We start from the raw sequence: 16,392 nt of genomic DNA, 5'->3' as shown, positions 1-16,392 counted from the left end.
TAGTACATCTTAACGACTCGTCTTTAAAGGTTCTCAATTCCCCTCCGCTGGAGGGGTGTCAAAATCTGCGATTTTGACAGGGTGGTTTATCTACCCTACAATAAAAATCTACCATTACAATGAACAAACAGGAAATAATCAATATCATTAAAGCAAAAGTTGCCGACAAAATCCAGTATTTTGAAAACCTTATTGCAGAAACACGGGCTTCCAATAATGATACAAAAAGCTCAATGGGGGACAAATATGAAACCGGAAGAGAAATGCTTCAGCAGGAAATCAATAATCTTCAGAGACAGCTTAACGAAGTATTGAACCAGCAGAATATTTTGCAGAAAATAACATCCGATCCTTCGGAAAAAGTTCAGAACGGGGCATTGGTAAAAACCAATAAGGGATTGTTTTACGTTGCTGCTTCAATGGGAGAAATTGTTTTTGAGAAGTACAAAATTATGACTGTTTCCGCAGAATCTCCTTTGGTAAAAGTGATGTATGGCAAAAAAACCGGAGAATCATTCACTGTCAACACCATTCATCAGACCATTGAAAATATATGGTAAAATTAATGTCTGTTAGATTGCAGATATACAGTTGTTTAATAGAAAATAAACATCATCCCTATAAAAAGCATTCATAAAAGTGAGTGCTTTTTTTAATGGTTTTCACTAAATTTGAAACTTAAAATCTCATTCAAAATGCAAAACTACCTGGATCTTTTACAACATATTTTAGACAACGGAACTGATAAAACCGATAGAACAGGCACTGGAACAAGAAGTGTTTTCGGATATCAGCTGAGATATGATCTGTCTGAAGGATTTCCTTTGGTAACGACAAAAAAAGTGCATTTGAAATCCATTATCTATGAATTGCTTTGGTTTCTGAAAGGAGATACCAATATCAAATACCTTAAAGATAACGGAGTAAGTATCTGGGATGAATGGGCCAATGAAAATGGAGATCTTGGACCTGTTTACGGGGCACAATGGAGAAGCTGGAGCGGAGCAGACGGAAAAGTGGTAGATCAGATTACAGAAGTAATTGACCAGATCAAAAAGAACCCGGATTCAAGAAGATTAATTGTATCAGCATGGAATGTTGCTGAAATTCCAAACATGGCTTTGGCTCCTTGTCATGCCTTATTCCAGTTTTATGTAGCTGATGGCAAATTATCCTTACAGCTGTATCAGAGAAGTGCTGATGTTTTCCTTGGCGTGCCGTTCAATATTGCAAGTTATGCATTGCTTTTGATGATGGTGGCACAGGTTTGTGAGCTGGAAGTAGGAGATTATGTTCACAGCTTCGGAGATGTTCATATTTACAATAATCACTTTGAACAGGTAAACAGACAGCTTGCCAGAGAACCGAAATCTCTTCCCACGATGAAACTGAATCCCGACGTGAAAAATATCTTTGATTTCGATTTCGAAGATTTTACCCTGGAAAACTATGATCCACATCCTGGGATCAAAGCTCCTGTAGCGATTTAATATTCTTTTATCACTTAATTCTTTATTCACTTCTATTATTTTAATACTAATAGATGTTTTTATCTGTGCCCATAAGTTATGGAATCAGAATATAAATACTTCAGTACGCTTTCTTTTGACAATTGTTTCTTACATTTGAAAGAACAACGCCGGCTCATTGGATTCTTTTGAAAAAGAGATCAATGGACGGGTACAGATCACACATTTCAAATGCTTAAAAATACATCATGAAGTATTTAAAAATTAATATAGAAGAAAATGCAGACATTGAAGCCCTGAAAAATGCTGTACTTCAGCTGAAAGGAGTAGCATCAACAGAAATAGTTGATGACGAAAATCCGGAAAGCGAACTCAAAAAAGCCTTTGCAAAAACGAAGGAACAGCTTAAAAAAGGCGACTATGAAACCTTAGTCAATGATATTTTCGATATAATCATTAAAAAATAATTCTAAAAAATAAAGTAGACCGATGAGAAAGGCCATTTTATCAATTGCTATACTTGGAATTTTATTTTCCGCAAATGTATCAGCACAAACCGAAACTTCAGGCAGAGAAAAAGTATACAGAGCTACCCACACCAAAGTAACGGAACTTAAACACACGAAGCTGAAAGTAAATTTTGACTATCAGAAAGAACAGATGAATGGAGAAGAATGGCTTACTGCTTCGCCTTACTTCTATGCTACAAATGAGCTTACTCTTGATGCAAAAGGAATGCTGATTCATGAAGTAGCTCTTGATAATAACGGCAAAAAGTCTCCTTTAAAATACGAATACAAAGATGATGTTCTAAAAATTACTCTGGATAAGACCTATCAGAGAAATCAGGATTATACAGTGTATATCAAATATACCTCCCGCCCGAATGAAGTGAAACAGGAGGGAAGTATGGCAATCAATGATGCGAAAGGACTATACTTCATCAATGCTCAGGGAACAGAACCGGATATGCCTACACAGATCTGGACACAGGGAGAAACAGAATCCTCTTCTGCATGGTTTCCAACGATTGATAAACCCAATCAAAAGACAACACAGGAAATCTACATGACGGTTCCCGATAAATATGTTACCCTTTCCAATGGGCTGATGAAAGATTCTAAAAAAGAATCCAACGGGCTTAGAACAGATCATTGGGTGATGGATAAGAGACATTCTACTTACCTTTTCTTTATGGGAGTAGGCGAATATGCCGTGGTAAAAGACAAATGGAAAAATATTCCGGTTGATTACTATATTGAAAAAGAATATGAGCCTTATGCCAAGCAGATCTATGGAAATACTCCGGAAATGATTGACTTTTTCTCCAAAAGGCTGAACTATGATTATCCATGGGCAAAATATGCTCAGATTTCAGGACGAAATTATGTAAGTGGTGCAATGGAAAATACTACGGCCACCCTTCATGGAAGTGATATCTTACAGAAACCGGGACAGCTTATCGATGAAAATACATGGGAAGATACCATTGCTCATGAATTGTTCCACCATTGGTTTGGAGATTTGGTGACTGCAGAAAGCTGGAGCAACCTTACCGTCAATGAATCTTTTGCCAATTATTCCGAATATCTTTGGAATGAATATAAATATGGAAAAGACCAGGCAGATTATCACCTGATGACGGATGTGAATCAGTATATTCACAACCCAACGGATTTTAACAAAAACCTGGTAAGGTTCAATTATGAATCCCGGGAAGATGTTTTTGATCTGGTAACGTATCAGAAAGGTGGCGGAATTTTAAATATGCTGAGAAACTATCTTGGTGATGATGCCTTCTTCGCAGGAATGAATGATTATCTGAAAACCAACGAATATCAGAATGCAGAAGCCCATCAGTTGCGCCTGTCTTTTGAAAAAGTGTCCGGTAAAGACTTGAACTGGTTCTTCAATCAATGGTATTTTGGAAACGGAAACCCGAAGATTAATTATTCTTCTACATTTGAGCCTGTAAAAAAACAGGTTGCTGTAACGATTAATCAAACTCAGGAAAAACCATTTGAATTTCCTTTGGCTATAGATGTATATGACAACGGAAAACCTAAAAGATATAATGTCTGGGTAAATGCAGAAGCTAAAAATACTTTCAGCTTTGATGTTTCCAAAGCTCCTGATCTTGTAAATATCAATGCAGACGGAGTTTTACTGGCAGAGATTACAGATACCAAAACTCCGGAACAGAATCTGATGCAGTTTATAAATTCCAAAGAGTTCAAAAGCAGATATCTGGCTTTAACTGGAATTAAAGATCAGGTTGGGAAAAATCCTGCTGCTGTAAAATTGTTGGCTGCCGCATTGAAAGATCCCTTCTTCAGAGTAAGAATAAAAGCTTTGAATTTAATAGACCTTACGAATACTGAACAAATGAAAGCGCTGGGTGCTGAAGTTGAAAAACTGGCTTCCAATGATCCGAAGACATTAACTCAGGCTGCAGCTATTGCGGCTTTGGGAAAAACAAAAGATAAGAAATACCTTCCGTTATTTGAAAAAGGAGTAAACGCCGTTTCCAATGCGGTAAAAGGAAATTCTATGAGTGCACTTCTTTCCATTGATCCTTCAAGAGCAAATGCTCTGGCTGACAAAATTGATATGAAAGGAGCATCAGATGAACTCAGAGCGCAACTGCTTCCGATTATTGTGAAGAACAAAATTACCTCTCAGATTGAAAATATTGCCCCTCTTGCCACTTTTTATCCATTTATTAAATTCCAGAACCCGGAATTAGGAAAAGCAGCAGAAGATGGTTTCAACTGGATTATGACTTCCGATAATCTGAAGGCAACGGAAAGCGTTACCAAAATAGCAGGATATGCCAAAAACCAGATGGCAGATAATCCACAGGCTAAAATGATGATGGTTCAGATGCTGAAAGATGGGCTGAGCAAAAAAATGGAACTGCTGAAACAGAATCCACAAAATGCAGCAAGTATTAATAAACAGATTGATGTGATCAATAAAGCAATTGAAAACTATAAGTAAATAGAGAAAGCCGGCAGATGTGTCGGCTTTCTTTTTGTCTTTAAGTGAAATTAAATGGACAGATTATATGGTAAAATCCATTGGTTTTTAATGATATTACAAAAATCAGCATTTTTAACCACTGTTTTTTGCATTATCTTTCATAAATTCGTTTAAAATTTAGACAATTATGAGTTTTGGAATTGAAGCAGCGGGCTATTATGTGCCTGGTTTATATTTGGAGATTAAGGATTTAGCAGAAAAAAGAGGAATAGAACCGGCGAAACTGGAAAAAGGCTTAGGTCTTCATAAAATGGGACTTTCTGATGTTCACGAAGACGCTGCTACTTTTGCAGCAGAAGCATTACTGAAGCTTATAAAAGATTATCAAATCAATCCTGAAGAAATAGCAAGAGTATATTTGGGAACAGAAAGTGCGGTGGATGCAGCAAAACCTACAGCTTCCTATGCTGTACAGATGGTAGAAAAAGTATTGGAAGAAGAATTTGGGACAAGATGTTTCAGAAACTGTGATGTACTGGATATGACTTTTGCCTGTGTAGGAGGAGTGGATGCACTCCATAATGCTCTGGATTTTGTAAGAGTAAATCCTGATAAAAAAGCAGTCGTGATTGCCAGTGATTATGCAAAATATGAATTGGCTTCTTCAGGAGAATATACCCAGGGAGGTGGAGCTGTCGCTCTTTTGGTTTCATCAAAACCGGATCTTCTTGAAATTGAAAATAATTGGGGCGTTGCTTCAGAAAGTGTCTTTGATTTTTTCAAACCGAGAAGATTATATAAGAAAGAAGATTTGAATGGAGCTCCGGAAACATATCCTGACAAGGTTGAAGTTTTTACAGATGAGCCTGTTTTTGACGGACAATATTCTAATCAATGCTATCAGGATAGAATAAAAGAAGCTTATTATCATTATAAAAAGATCACAGGGGAGAATAAACCTTATGAAAACTGGGAACATATTATTTTCCATCTTCCCTATGCTTTCCATGGAAAAAGGGTTTTTACTGAAATATATAGCCTTGAAAATGACCTTTCCTATGAAACAGCAGAAGAACAGAAGGCGGTTGCCAAATCAGAAAACTATCTGAAATTAATTAATGATAAGATAGAAAAGAGCCAGAGAGCCTCTTCAGAAATAGGAAATATGTATACAGCATCTATTTTTATGGCGTTTCTTTCTGCACTACAAACATCTTTTAATGAAAATGAAGAACTTTCAGGAAAAGAAATTGGTTTTGTAGGCTATGGAAGCGGTTCGAAATCAAAAGTGTTTGCCGGTAAGGTTTCTGAGAACTGGAGAAAAGTAGTTGAAAAATGGCATTTATTCGAAAATTTAAATCAGAGATCTGCTGTTGATTTTGAAACCTATGAAAAACTTCATAGAAAACAATTGAGAGAATCTGTAAACAGAAATTATAAAGGTTTCGGGCTTGTTTCGATTGAAGTAGAAAATCCTGTTTTAATTGGAGCCAGATATTATCATTATCAACCATAAGTTTTTAGAAAATTAATACATAAAGCATCTCATATTTTGGGATGCTTTATTTTTTTGTTGTTTTTTGTGAAGTATTATCACTCATTGTGGGGTGTTTTGATGCTTTTTATGTGAATATTAACTATTTTGTTTTGGATATTATTAATCGGAAATTTTTGTTTCGTTGATTTTTTTTACCGCTTTTTCCAATAAAGTGAAACCTCATAATATTTTTTTCGTCTGTCAAAATTCTGTCAAATTTCTATTATCGTTTATTTTTTAAATCAATAGAAATGGTTTCTCAGTTGGGGCTGGTGTTTTTTTATATTAATTATGAATTAAATACGTTTTAACATGTTGTTTTGCAGTATGTTGTGATTTGATGTTGTTAAGGATTGTTAACATATTTGTCGCTAAAATATATTAAAATATGTTAATATGAATGTGAAATTATATCTATTAAGTACAGGAGCTATGTTCTTTCTTGGACAGACTGCTTTTGCACAGAAAGTGAAAAAGGATACCATAGCTAATAAAATTGATGAGGTTGTTGTAACCGGGTATCAAAGAAAAGCAAAAGATGAAATTGCCCAGGCACAATCTACTGTTACAGCTGAAGAATTAAAAACACAAACACCTGCTACCTCTGTGGGGAATATGCTTCAGGGGAGGGCATCGGGGGTATATGTTCAATCACGAAACGGACAGCCGGGATCAACTGCTGAGATTAATATTCGAGGGATTGCCGGGTTTACGGGAAATTCAGAACCATTGTACGTAGTGGACGGGATTTATATGACAGCAAGACAATTTAATGCTGTTAATGGTAATGATGTAGAAAGTATAGTCATTCTGAAAGATGCTGCGGGGACAGCACAATACGGTTCAAGAGGAGCTAACGGAGTTGTCGTTGTAACCACGAAAAGAGGTAAGAATGGCAGGACGCAATACTCATTTGAAAATAGATTAGGCTTCTCTCAAAAAATTTCAAATAAGGAATTGAATTTTGAAATGATGAATGCTGCTCAGAAATTAAAATATGAAAGAGAAATGAGGGCTCTGGGGTTACCAGGTTTACCTGATTATACAGCAGCGGAGGAAGAGGCTTTACTAAAGCTGGATCATAGTTGGGAGAAAGATGTTTTAAGAACTTCTTTTCTTCAGAGTTATCTGTTTTCAGCAAGAGGCGGAAGTGATAAAAATAAATTCTACTATTCCCTTGGCTATGATAAAGATGATGGGATTGTTAGAGATATTAATGGATTGGATAGATACACAGGGAGGTTTAATTTTGAAAATAACTTAAGTGATAAACTGAAGGTAGGTTTAGACTTGGGAGCTGCTTACCAGTATACTCAGAATATAAGGGATAGAAATAATGTCCAAAGTCCATTTGGTGCCATGTACAAATATAATCCATTTGAACCGGTTTATAATTCGGACGGATCCTATAATTATGATTTGAGACAAGGTTTTAATATTGTTGAAGCATTACGGAATAATGTTGATTATGACCAAAGGTTAAGAGCTACCGGAAATATTTTTGGTGAATATAAAATCAATAAAGATCTGTCTTACAGGATGTATTTTAACTCATTATATGATAATTTAGTAAATACGAATGACCTGAAACGAGGATCTCAATTAGATGTTATCGTAAATGGAGCAGCTGGCTTAGGGACACTTAGAAAAAGTACTTTTTATTCATTCAATTATATTTATGGAAATAGAATAGATTTTAAAAAGAAATTAGGAGATCATTTTATTGGAGCTACCGGTCTTGTAGAGTTTAATAGTGAGTTTACAGAAAATATTACTGCAAGTGGTACTAATTATAAAAATCCTAATTCAGATGCTCCTTCGAATACCATTCCATCCGATAAAAATACTTTTACCGGAGATAAAGTAAAAAGCACGTTATTCTCTCTATTAGGTTTGTTCGAATATAATTATCAAAAGAAATATTTAGTTACAGGTTCTATTCGTCGGGATAAAAGTTCAAAGTTTGGGGCCAATAATAAATCTGGAGTATTTTGGAGTGGTAGTTTAGCTTGGAATGCTGCAAAAGAAGAATTTTTAGATGGAGGCTTTTTTAATGAACTTAAAGTCAGAGCATCTTATGGTACTTCAGGAAATGATAGAAATATTCCAAACTTTGCTAACGTAGGTTATGTTTCTTATGGAGATTATGGAAGCGGAGCAACAATGACGCCTACCACTATAACAGGGAATCCTGATATAAAATGGGAAACCAATAAAACAACCAACCTAGGAGTAGATTTTGCCTTTTTAAATAACCGATTTAGAGGAGCTGTTGAAGTTTATCGAACAGATAGAAATAATTTTATTCAGCTATTACCACTTCCCTACGAATCAGGTAACTATTCAATATACAAAAATCTTGGTGATATGCGTAATGAGGGACTTGAAGCTGAATTTACATTTGATGTGATCAGAAAAACGAATCTAAAAGTTTCATTAAGAGGAAATACATCTTGGCAAAGAGCTAAAGTAACATCTCTTGACGGAGTAAGTACCCAAAGAAATATGGGTGAGACTGCTTTAAAAATTGGTGAAACACCATATTTCTACAGATTTGTAGAGTATGCAGGGGTAAATCCTTCAGATGGAAAAGCATTATATTTTACGGATAGAACAGCGCCCAATACAGGAGAGAATTTTTATACAATTAATGGAAGGACAGCTACAGATGTTTATAATGCCTCTGCAGATATTAAAGACCTTACAAACAAAAGCCCAATTCCAAAGTTCTTTGGAGGTTTTGGTCTTAGTGCTGAAATTTATGGATTTGATCTTTCAGCAGACTTTACATTCAAAACAGGAGCGTATACTTATAATTATCAAACTCAGACTTTACAAGACCCCTCATCTAGAACGGATAATATGAGTATTGATGCCCTTAATTATTGGAAAAATCCGGGCGATACAAATGTTCTTCCAAAGCCAACTGCAGTAGGTTTAAGAGATTCTGATCAATTCTTGGAGAAATCAGATTATCTAAGATTTAGAACTTTAATGATAGGCTATACATTTAATAAAAAATTCCTGGGCGAAAGTATTCCATTGAATTTACTCAGGGTGTATGTTCAAGGGCAGAACTTATTAACATGGACCCAATTTAAAGGTGATCCTGAGGTGGCAGTGGGTTCCGGCGAAAATCAATTGTCAGCAAATCAAACTTATGTACCTGGATCATATGCCTTATTTAGTTATCCGGCAGTAAGACAGTTTATGTTTGGTGTTCAAGTAGAATTTTAAAACTTAAAAAATGAAAAAGATAATTATATCAGGTTTACTATTTGCTTTTATAGCAACGGTTTCATGTGATAAAGATTTGGAACAGTTTTCCAATACCAATACATTTGTGGATAATGCATTTAAATCATATACTGATTATAGGTTTGCTTTAGATGGAGTATATGATGCTATGAAAAGAACAGGATATTTTTCGGGTGGCGATTCCGGAAGTCAAAATATTATGGCTGATCTAACTGCTGATAATTTGATCCAGAGCCCATCAGGAAGACTTACCGAAACAAGGTCATGGCTTTTGGAATTTGGTCCTGATGACGGGCAGACTACAGCATTGTATGGAGCAGGTTACTTTGCTATTTCCAGAGCTAATTTTGTTCTTGAAAATTTAAATAAAGGAGTTCTCACTCCTGCAGAATCATTACAAGTTGAAGCCGAAGCCAGAGCATTAAGAGGTATTATACACTTTGATATTGCCAGAGCTTATTGTAAAATTCCAACACAATCCTCAGATGCAAATACCTCTCTTGGAATTGCATATATGACCACTACTTCCAATACTCCGGTGACAAGGAATTTAAATGTTTCTCAGGTTTATGAAAAGATCATAGCTGATTTAGAATTTGCAAAAGCTAACATACCAGCCACTAATAATAGTGCCGCTCCATTTGTAAAGGGCCGGCTGAATAAAGCTTCAGTTGCAGGACTATTGTCAAGAGTATATTTGTTTATGGGAGATAATGTAAAAGCTTTGGCTGCTGCAGAAGGGTCTATAGCAATATCTCCTAGTGTCGGCGCAATAGGTAATTTCCCTTCTGTTTGGAATAGTACCAATCAAGATGGTACATTATTGGAGATTTTGAATTCAGATGCAGAAAGAGTTACAATTGGTAGCTGCTATAATCAAATTATAAGTGGAGCTATTAAATCAGAATTTGTAGTATACAAGAACTTCTATGACTTATATAAAGCTACTGATGTGAGAAAAAATTCTTATTTTAAAGTAAGTACATTTTCTGGCCTGAGCTATATTAATGTAATTAAATATAATACGAGAGGATCATTGCCGAATGTGGTTAATTATAAATATCTTAGAACAGCTGAAGTCTATCTTAACGGTGCAGAAGCGGCTTTTAGTTCTGATCAAGCCAGAGCTTTAGCATTGCTTAATATTTTAAGACAATCAAGGTATTCTGATTATTCACCGTTAAATGTAACAGGTACTGCTTTATGGGATGAAATTCAAAAAGAAAGAAGACTTGAATTAATGGGAGAAGCTGACAGGTGGTACACATTAAAGAGATTAGGATTAAGCTTGTCAAGACCTAACCAGGGCGCTTTAAGCAATGGTAATGGAACTCCTGCTCCCACTTTAACTTTATCTTCCACAAGTAATAAGTGGCAATGGCCAATTCTTATAGATGCTATTAATTTGAATCCACAAATTCAACAAAATCCTGGATATTAGCAATTAACAATTTTTTCTCTTTACCCCTCAAAAGGCTGTCTCTAAGACAGTCTTTTGAGGGGTAAACTCGTCGTTTGTTATGTATATTTTAAGAAATTGAATATGTTTTTTTACATTTTCTCTTAAAATCAGGCAGGGTTCTATTTTATATTTTTCGTAAGTTTTATTTATTGAAGTTTATTTTTTTAACCTATTACTTTAAATTGCTTTAAATTGATTTTAATTTTGAAATTTATTAAAATTCCGTTAATATTTAAAATGACTTATTTTTTGTTAATTTTTTAAATACAATTAAAATGATTCCCCATCATTTTTCAAGTATCAATGTGAATCTCTCCGTTCTGGAAGCCTGTTTTCAGCATTTAATGAATTGATGTTACAGATATTTATTAACATATTTGTCCTTTGAATATATTAAAATCTGTTAATATGAATGTGAAGTTACATGTATTAAGTGCAGGAGCTTTGTTTTTTTTAGGACAAGCTGCTTTTGCGCAAAAATCTAAGAATGATTCTGTTCTGAAGGAGAATAAGATCGATGAGGTAATCGTTACTGGATACCAGAAGAAAAAAGCAGATGAAATTACCCAGGCTCAGGCTGTTGTGGGTGGAGACGAAATCAGAAGAAACTCTCCTACAACATCTATCGGTAACTCTTTACAGGGTAGAGCTTCAGGGGTATTTGTACAAAGTACTACTGGGCAGCCAGGTGCTGCTGCTACCATCCAGGTGAGAGGGATTGCCGGTGTTGGAGGTTCTTCAGAGCCTACTTATGTAGTAAACGGGATGTACATGACTGCAAGACAGTTCAGTGCAATCAACCCTGCAGATGTAGAGTCTATTTCAATTCTTAAAGATGCTGCTGCTACAGCACAGTATGGTGCGAGAGGAGCAAATGGAGTAGTGGTAGTAACTACTAAAGCCGGAAAAGCCGGGAAAACTCATTACTCATTTGAAACTAAATTTGGTTTCAGTGAGAGATTGAAGGACAATAATTACACCATGATGAACTCCAGAGAGCTGATGGATTTCCAGAATCAATTGGGATACCTTGGATTTAAGCCGAGATCTCAGCAGGAAATGGACAGACTTGCTGCTTTTGATCACAACTGGCAAAAAGATCTGTTGAAGCCTTCAAGCATCCAGTCTTACTTGTTCAGTGCTCAGGGTGGATCCAGAGAAAGTACTTTCTACTACTCTTTAGGGTATGATTCTGACAACGGGATTATCAGAGATATCGACGGTCTTAAGAGATATACAGGTAACTTCGGATTTACGAATAAGCTAAGTGAAAAACTGAACGTAGGAATCAACCTTGGTGTTCAGTATCAGGAAACACAGAATTTCAGAGACAGAAACAATACACAGAACCCATTTGGAGCAATGTATAAATATGCTCCTTACGAGCCTGTTTACAACCCGGACGGAAGCTATAATCAGACAATGAGAGCGGGTTCTAACGTTGTTGAGCAGATCCGTAATTACAGATTAGATGATCAGAGACTGAGAATTCCGGTAACGTTATTCGCTGAATATAAAATTATCGATGGTCTGAAGTTTAAAACAAACTTTAACGGACTTTTCGATTGGTACATGGGAACTCAGTGGTTGAAGAAAGGTTCAAACCTGGATATCACAGTGAACAAAGTTCCTACAGGTTCATTGAACAAAAATTCATTCTATACATTTAACTATACTTGGAATAACTCCATTAACTATAAAAAATCATACGGAAGCCACAACTTCGATTTCTTAGGATTTATCGAATATAACGATAACTACAACGAAACAATGAACGGTGGAGCTTACGGATTGAAGTCTCCGGCATTAAATGTTCCATCTATTACGACACCGTCTGACAGAAATACATTTACCGGGGTTAAAGTAAGAAATACCCTGTTCAGTTTAGCAGGTATGTTAAACTATGACTATGAAGGTAGATATTTGGTAACAGGATCATTGAGAAGAGATGCTTCATCAAGATTTGGTGCCAATAACCAAAGTGGTATTTTCTGGTCTGCAAGTGCTGCCTGGAATATCGCGAAGGAAGAATTCATGAAAGGTGGTTTTATCAATGATTTAAAACTTAGAGGATCATATGGTACGACAGGTAATGACGGAACACTGCCGGATTACTACAACGTAACCAATGTCAGCTATGGTTTATATGGTGCTAACGGAGCATTATATCCTGGTACATCCAGCAGCTTTATCATCGGTAATAGTAATCTTAAATGGGAATCTAACGCGATCACCAACTTAGGAGTTGATTTCACAATGTGGAACAGAAGAATCCGTGGATCCGTTGAAGTTTACAAAAATAAGAGAAAAGATTTCGTACAGCTTGTACCTTTAGATAAACAAGAAGGAGGATACTACCAGTATATCAATGCGGGAGATATGTCTCAGAAAGGTCTTGAAGTTGAATTGAGTGTAGATGTAATCAAGCAGAAAGATTTCCAGTGGAACTTACATGCTAACATGTCTTTCCAGAAATCAGTTCTTGATAAGTTAGCAGACGGTCAGACAGAAAGAAACCTGGGAGATACTTATCTTAAAGTAGGTGAAACTCCTTATGTATTCTATAATGTTAGATTTGCAGGAGTAGATCCAAGTAATGGAAATGCATTATATTATGATAAAGCTGGAAATATTACTAATGTTTACAGTGCTTCTAATGCTGTTCCTCTTACTGATAAATCTCCATTCCCAAAAAGTTTTGGTGGATTCGGAACTACAGTTCAGTACAAAGGACTTGATTTCAGTGCAGACTTTGCATTCAAGTTAGGTGGATATACGTATAACAACATGTATGCTGCTGCTGTTGACCCAACATTGGCTGTTGCAGGTAGAAATATGGCGCAGTCTGCTGCTCAGGTTTGGCAAAATCCAGGAGATACAGGGGTATTCCAAAAAGTTGACTCAAACGGTATGCGTGATTCTGATCAGTGGATTGAAAAATCTGATTACTTAAGATTAAGATCACTTACATTAGGATATACATTTGATAAAGCGTTCCTTGGAGAAGGATCTCCTATCAATAAGCTTAGAGCATATGTACAGGGACAAAACTTATTTACAGTAACTAAATTCCACGGAGAACCTGAAGTTTCAGTAGGATCTGGTGAATCTACAGCATTGTTTGTTCCTGGAGCATATAACCTTTATACTTATCCAGCGGTAAAAACAATCTTGGTAGGATTGCAATTAGAATTTTAATATTGAATAGCTTTATGAAAAAGAATATAATAAAAATAAGTTTAGCTGCGTTAACTGCCTTTGTTTCGTTAACGTCTTGCGACAGAAATTTAGATCAAACATCTTCAATTAATGAAGAGCAGAACCAGGCGATGACCAGACCTGAATCATTCAGACAGGCTATGGACGGTGCCTATACAGTTCTTAAAGGAGCTGGATATTACAGTGGTGATACAGGAAGTCAGCTTATTATGGGTGACCTTACTACAGACAATCTAATCCGTACAGCTTCAGGAAGAAATACCAACTTTGCGGCGTCAAACTTTGAATTTTCTTCTGATAACTCACAGACGACAGGATTATACAGTGCAGCTTACCTTGTAATCAGCAGAGCAAACTTTGTATTGTCTTACATCAATAACGGAGTATTATCAGGAGCGCAGAAAACAAACATAGAAGCGGAGGCAAGAGCATTAAGAGCCGCCGCTCATTTTGATATTGTAAGAGCATATTCTCAAATCCCAACTCAGTCTGCAGGTGCTAAAAACTCTGTTGGAATTTATTATGCTGAAAATTATAATCCTTCTAATACAGCATCATCTCGAAACCTGACTGTTGAGCAGGTATATGATAAAATTATCGCTGATCTTTTATTTGCCGTTGATAATATTACACAAAATGATGCTGATAAAGGAAGATTAAGCAAAGCAGCTGTATACGGATTGTTATCAAGAGTAAATCTTTATAAAGGAGATTATACCAATACAATCAAATATGGTGAACTAGCATTAGGACTTTCTCCAAGCATCACAACACTGGATAACTTTACAAGAATCTGGAAAGAAAATGAAGGTTTATCAAGAATTACTGACGGAGTATTATTCCAGGTATCGAACGCTGCGGCAGAGCCAAATAATACTGTTGGTGCAGCTTATAACCAGTCAGTTCCAGCTTTAAGATCTGAGTTTGTTGTAGATTATGATCTATACACAGCTTATGCAGCTGACGATATCAGAAAAGCAGCTTATTTCACAACCAGTACATATAGCGGACAAAAGTACAACCACGTTACAAAATATGCTGGTAATGGTGGCCCTGCTAACATTGTACCGATTAAATATCTTAGATCTGCTGAAGTATTATTGAATATTGCTGAAGCTTATTACAGAACAGGTAATGGTGCACAGGCTCTTGTTTTATTGAATAAGTTAAGAGCAGAAAGACATTCTTCATTTACTCCAGGTACTGAAACAGGACAGCCTCTTTTAGATGCTATTCTGAAAGAAAGAAGATTGGAACTTGCATTTGAAAATGACAGATGGTACACATTGAAGAGATTAAACCTTGCTGTTCAGAGATCAGGTAAAGGAGACCTTTTTGACGGTACAGGTGCACCAGCGGTAGCACAGACTCTTGAGGCTGGAAACTTCAAATGGCAGTGGCCAATTCCTATTACGGCAATCCAGGCTAATCCAAAAATTGAACAAAATAAAGGTTACTAATTTTGTAATTATTGTTTTTTTACATAAGAAGGGCTCCATTAATTGGAGCCCTTTTTTATTGGTATATGGTCAATTAGTTATCTCATAATCATCCTATCCTGATAACTTTTCGGAGTTACTCCTTCCAGTTGTTTAAATACTCTGGTGAAGTAGTTGGTATCTGAAAACCCGGTCTGAAAAGCAGTTTCTTTGATACTGGTCTGACTGGCTAGCAACTCTTTTGCCCTGTTAATTCTCTCCTGCAGAATAAAATCATTAGGGGAAGTTCCCAGCTCATCTTTGAACATTTTAAAGAAATTAGATTTGCTTACATAAGCCAGTTTAGCGATACTGTCAATGGATAATTTCTGGTGCAGATTTCGTTTAATATAATCCACCACAAAACCTATTCTGGATTTATTCTTTACAATATTCTTCTCTACCATACTCCTTGCCTGGGTCTGCATCAGTCTGATCAGAAGTTCTTTCAGAGCAAAATCAGCCATGATATCCTTTTGAGAATTATCATCCATGGCAATTCTCATAATATTATTGGTAGCTGAGGCAAGGGCTTTATTATTAAACAGAAAATACTCCTCCAGCTGAATATTCCATTGTGAGGTTTCATCTACTTTGGGAAGGTGGTAATTGAGATAATTAAGGGAATCCTCAATAAAATCCGGATTAAGACTTAATGAAATGCATTGCGTAGGAGTCTCATCCGCTTCAGGAAAATCAATCACCATCGTTTCGCCCGGTGCTACCAGAATACTTTCTCCCGGATAATAATCAAAATAACTGGTTTTATTATCCAGTTTCATATGTTTCTTACCTCTCAGCATGGCTGTAAAAGCAATGTTTTCAAAATGAAGTTTTACATCAAAAGCAGCCTTATGAGTTTCATAAATGCTGAACTCACAATTGTTTAAATTGAACTTCGTCTGGTTTTCAACAAGACTCAATAGCTGGTTCTCCTTACGTAATTCAGGAGTATTTAATAAAATCTTAGTATTGTTATTCATTTCT

At 36.0% G+C, this 16,392-nt stretch carries 10 protein-coding genes; 9 read left to right on the top strand and 1 reads right to left on the bottom strand.

The window, feature by feature from the left end; genetic code table 11:
• Positions 1-119 precede the first annotated feature (119 nt).
• The 9 genes from ACWPWS_RS15340 to ACWPWS_RS15300 all read left to right on the top strand — a co-directional run bounded on the left by ACWPWS_RS15340 (position 120) and on the right by ACWPWS_RS15300 (position 15,387).
• Positions 120-560: a hypothetical protein gene (locus tag ACWPWS_RS15340; RefSeq protein ID WP_454047099.1), complete on the top strand. Its 441-nt coding sequence runs from the start codon at positions 120-122 to the stop codon at positions 558-560.
• A 135-nt stretch (positions 561-695) separates the two neighbouring features.
• Positions 696-1,490, top strand: coding sequence for a thymidylate synthase (locus ACWPWS_RS15335; RefSeq protein WP_454047098.1), 795 nt, complete (start codon positions 696-698; stop codon positions 1,488-1,490).
• Between the two features lie 227 nt (positions 1,491-1,717).
• Entirely contained in the window at positions 1,718-1,936 is a 219-nt protein-coding gene (locus ACWPWS_RS15330) for a hypothetical protein (protein WP_142718561.1), read from the top strand.
• 22 nt (positions 1,937-1,958) lie between these two features.
• On the top strand, positions 1,959-4,469 hold the full coding sequence (locus tag ACWPWS_RS15325; protein ID WP_454047097.1) for a M1 family metallopeptidase: 2,511 nt from the start codon (positions 1,959-1,961) through the stop codon (positions 4,467-4,469).
• Positions 4,470-4,638: 169 nt separating this feature from the next.
• A complete protein-coding gene (locus tag ACWPWS_RS15320; protein ID WP_209788167.1) occupies positions 4,639-5,967 on the top strand; it encodes a hydroxymethylglutaryl-CoA synthase family protein in 1,329 nt (442 codons plus the stop codon).
• A 417-nt stretch (positions 5,968-6,384) separates the two neighbouring features.
• On the top strand, positions 6,385-9,225 hold the full coding sequence (locus ACWPWS_RS15315; RefSeq protein WP_454047096.1) for a SusC/RagA family TonB-linked outer membrane protein: 2,841 nt from the start codon (positions 6,385-6,387) through the stop codon (positions 9,223-9,225).
• Positions 9,226-9,235: 10 nt separating this feature from the next.
• Positions 9,236-10,687 (top strand): RagB/SusD family nutrient uptake outer membrane protein, encoded by a 1,452-nt coding sequence (locus ACWPWS_RS15310; protein WP_454047095.1) that lies wholly within the window; start codon positions 9,236-9,238, stop codon positions 10,685-10,687.
• A 429-nt stretch (positions 10,688-11,116) separates the two neighbouring features.
• Positions 11,117-13,906 (top strand): SusC/RagA family TonB-linked outer membrane protein, encoded by a 2,790-nt coding sequence (locus tag ACWPWS_RS15305; RefSeq protein WP_454047094.1) that lies wholly within the window; start codon positions 11,117-11,119, stop codon positions 13,904-13,906.
• Positions 13,907-13,920: 14 nt separating this feature from the next.
• Positions 13,921-15,387 carry a RagB/SusD family nutrient uptake outer membrane protein gene (locus ACWPWS_RS15300; protein WP_454047093.1) on the top strand — a complete coding sequence of 489 codons (1,467 nt, stop codon included), beginning with the start codon at positions 13,921-13,923 and terminating at the stop codon, positions 15,385-15,387.
• 77 nt (positions 15,388-15,464) lie between these two features.
• Here ACWPWS_RS15300 and ACWPWS_RS15295 read toward each other — a convergent pair whose 3' ends face one another.
• Complete coding sequence (locus ACWPWS_RS15295; protein ID WP_454047092.1) at positions 15,465-16,388, bottom strand: helix-turn-helix domain-containing protein; 924 nt, start codon at positions 16,386-16,388, stop codon at positions 15,465-15,467.
• Between the last annotated feature and the right edge of the window lie 4 nt (positions 16,389-16,392).

This window comes from Chryseobacterium sp. Marseille-Q8038 (assembly GCF_965111995.1).
Note: the sequence above shows the minus strand (reverse complement) of the source record. Positions and strands in the feature narration are given on the sequence as shown.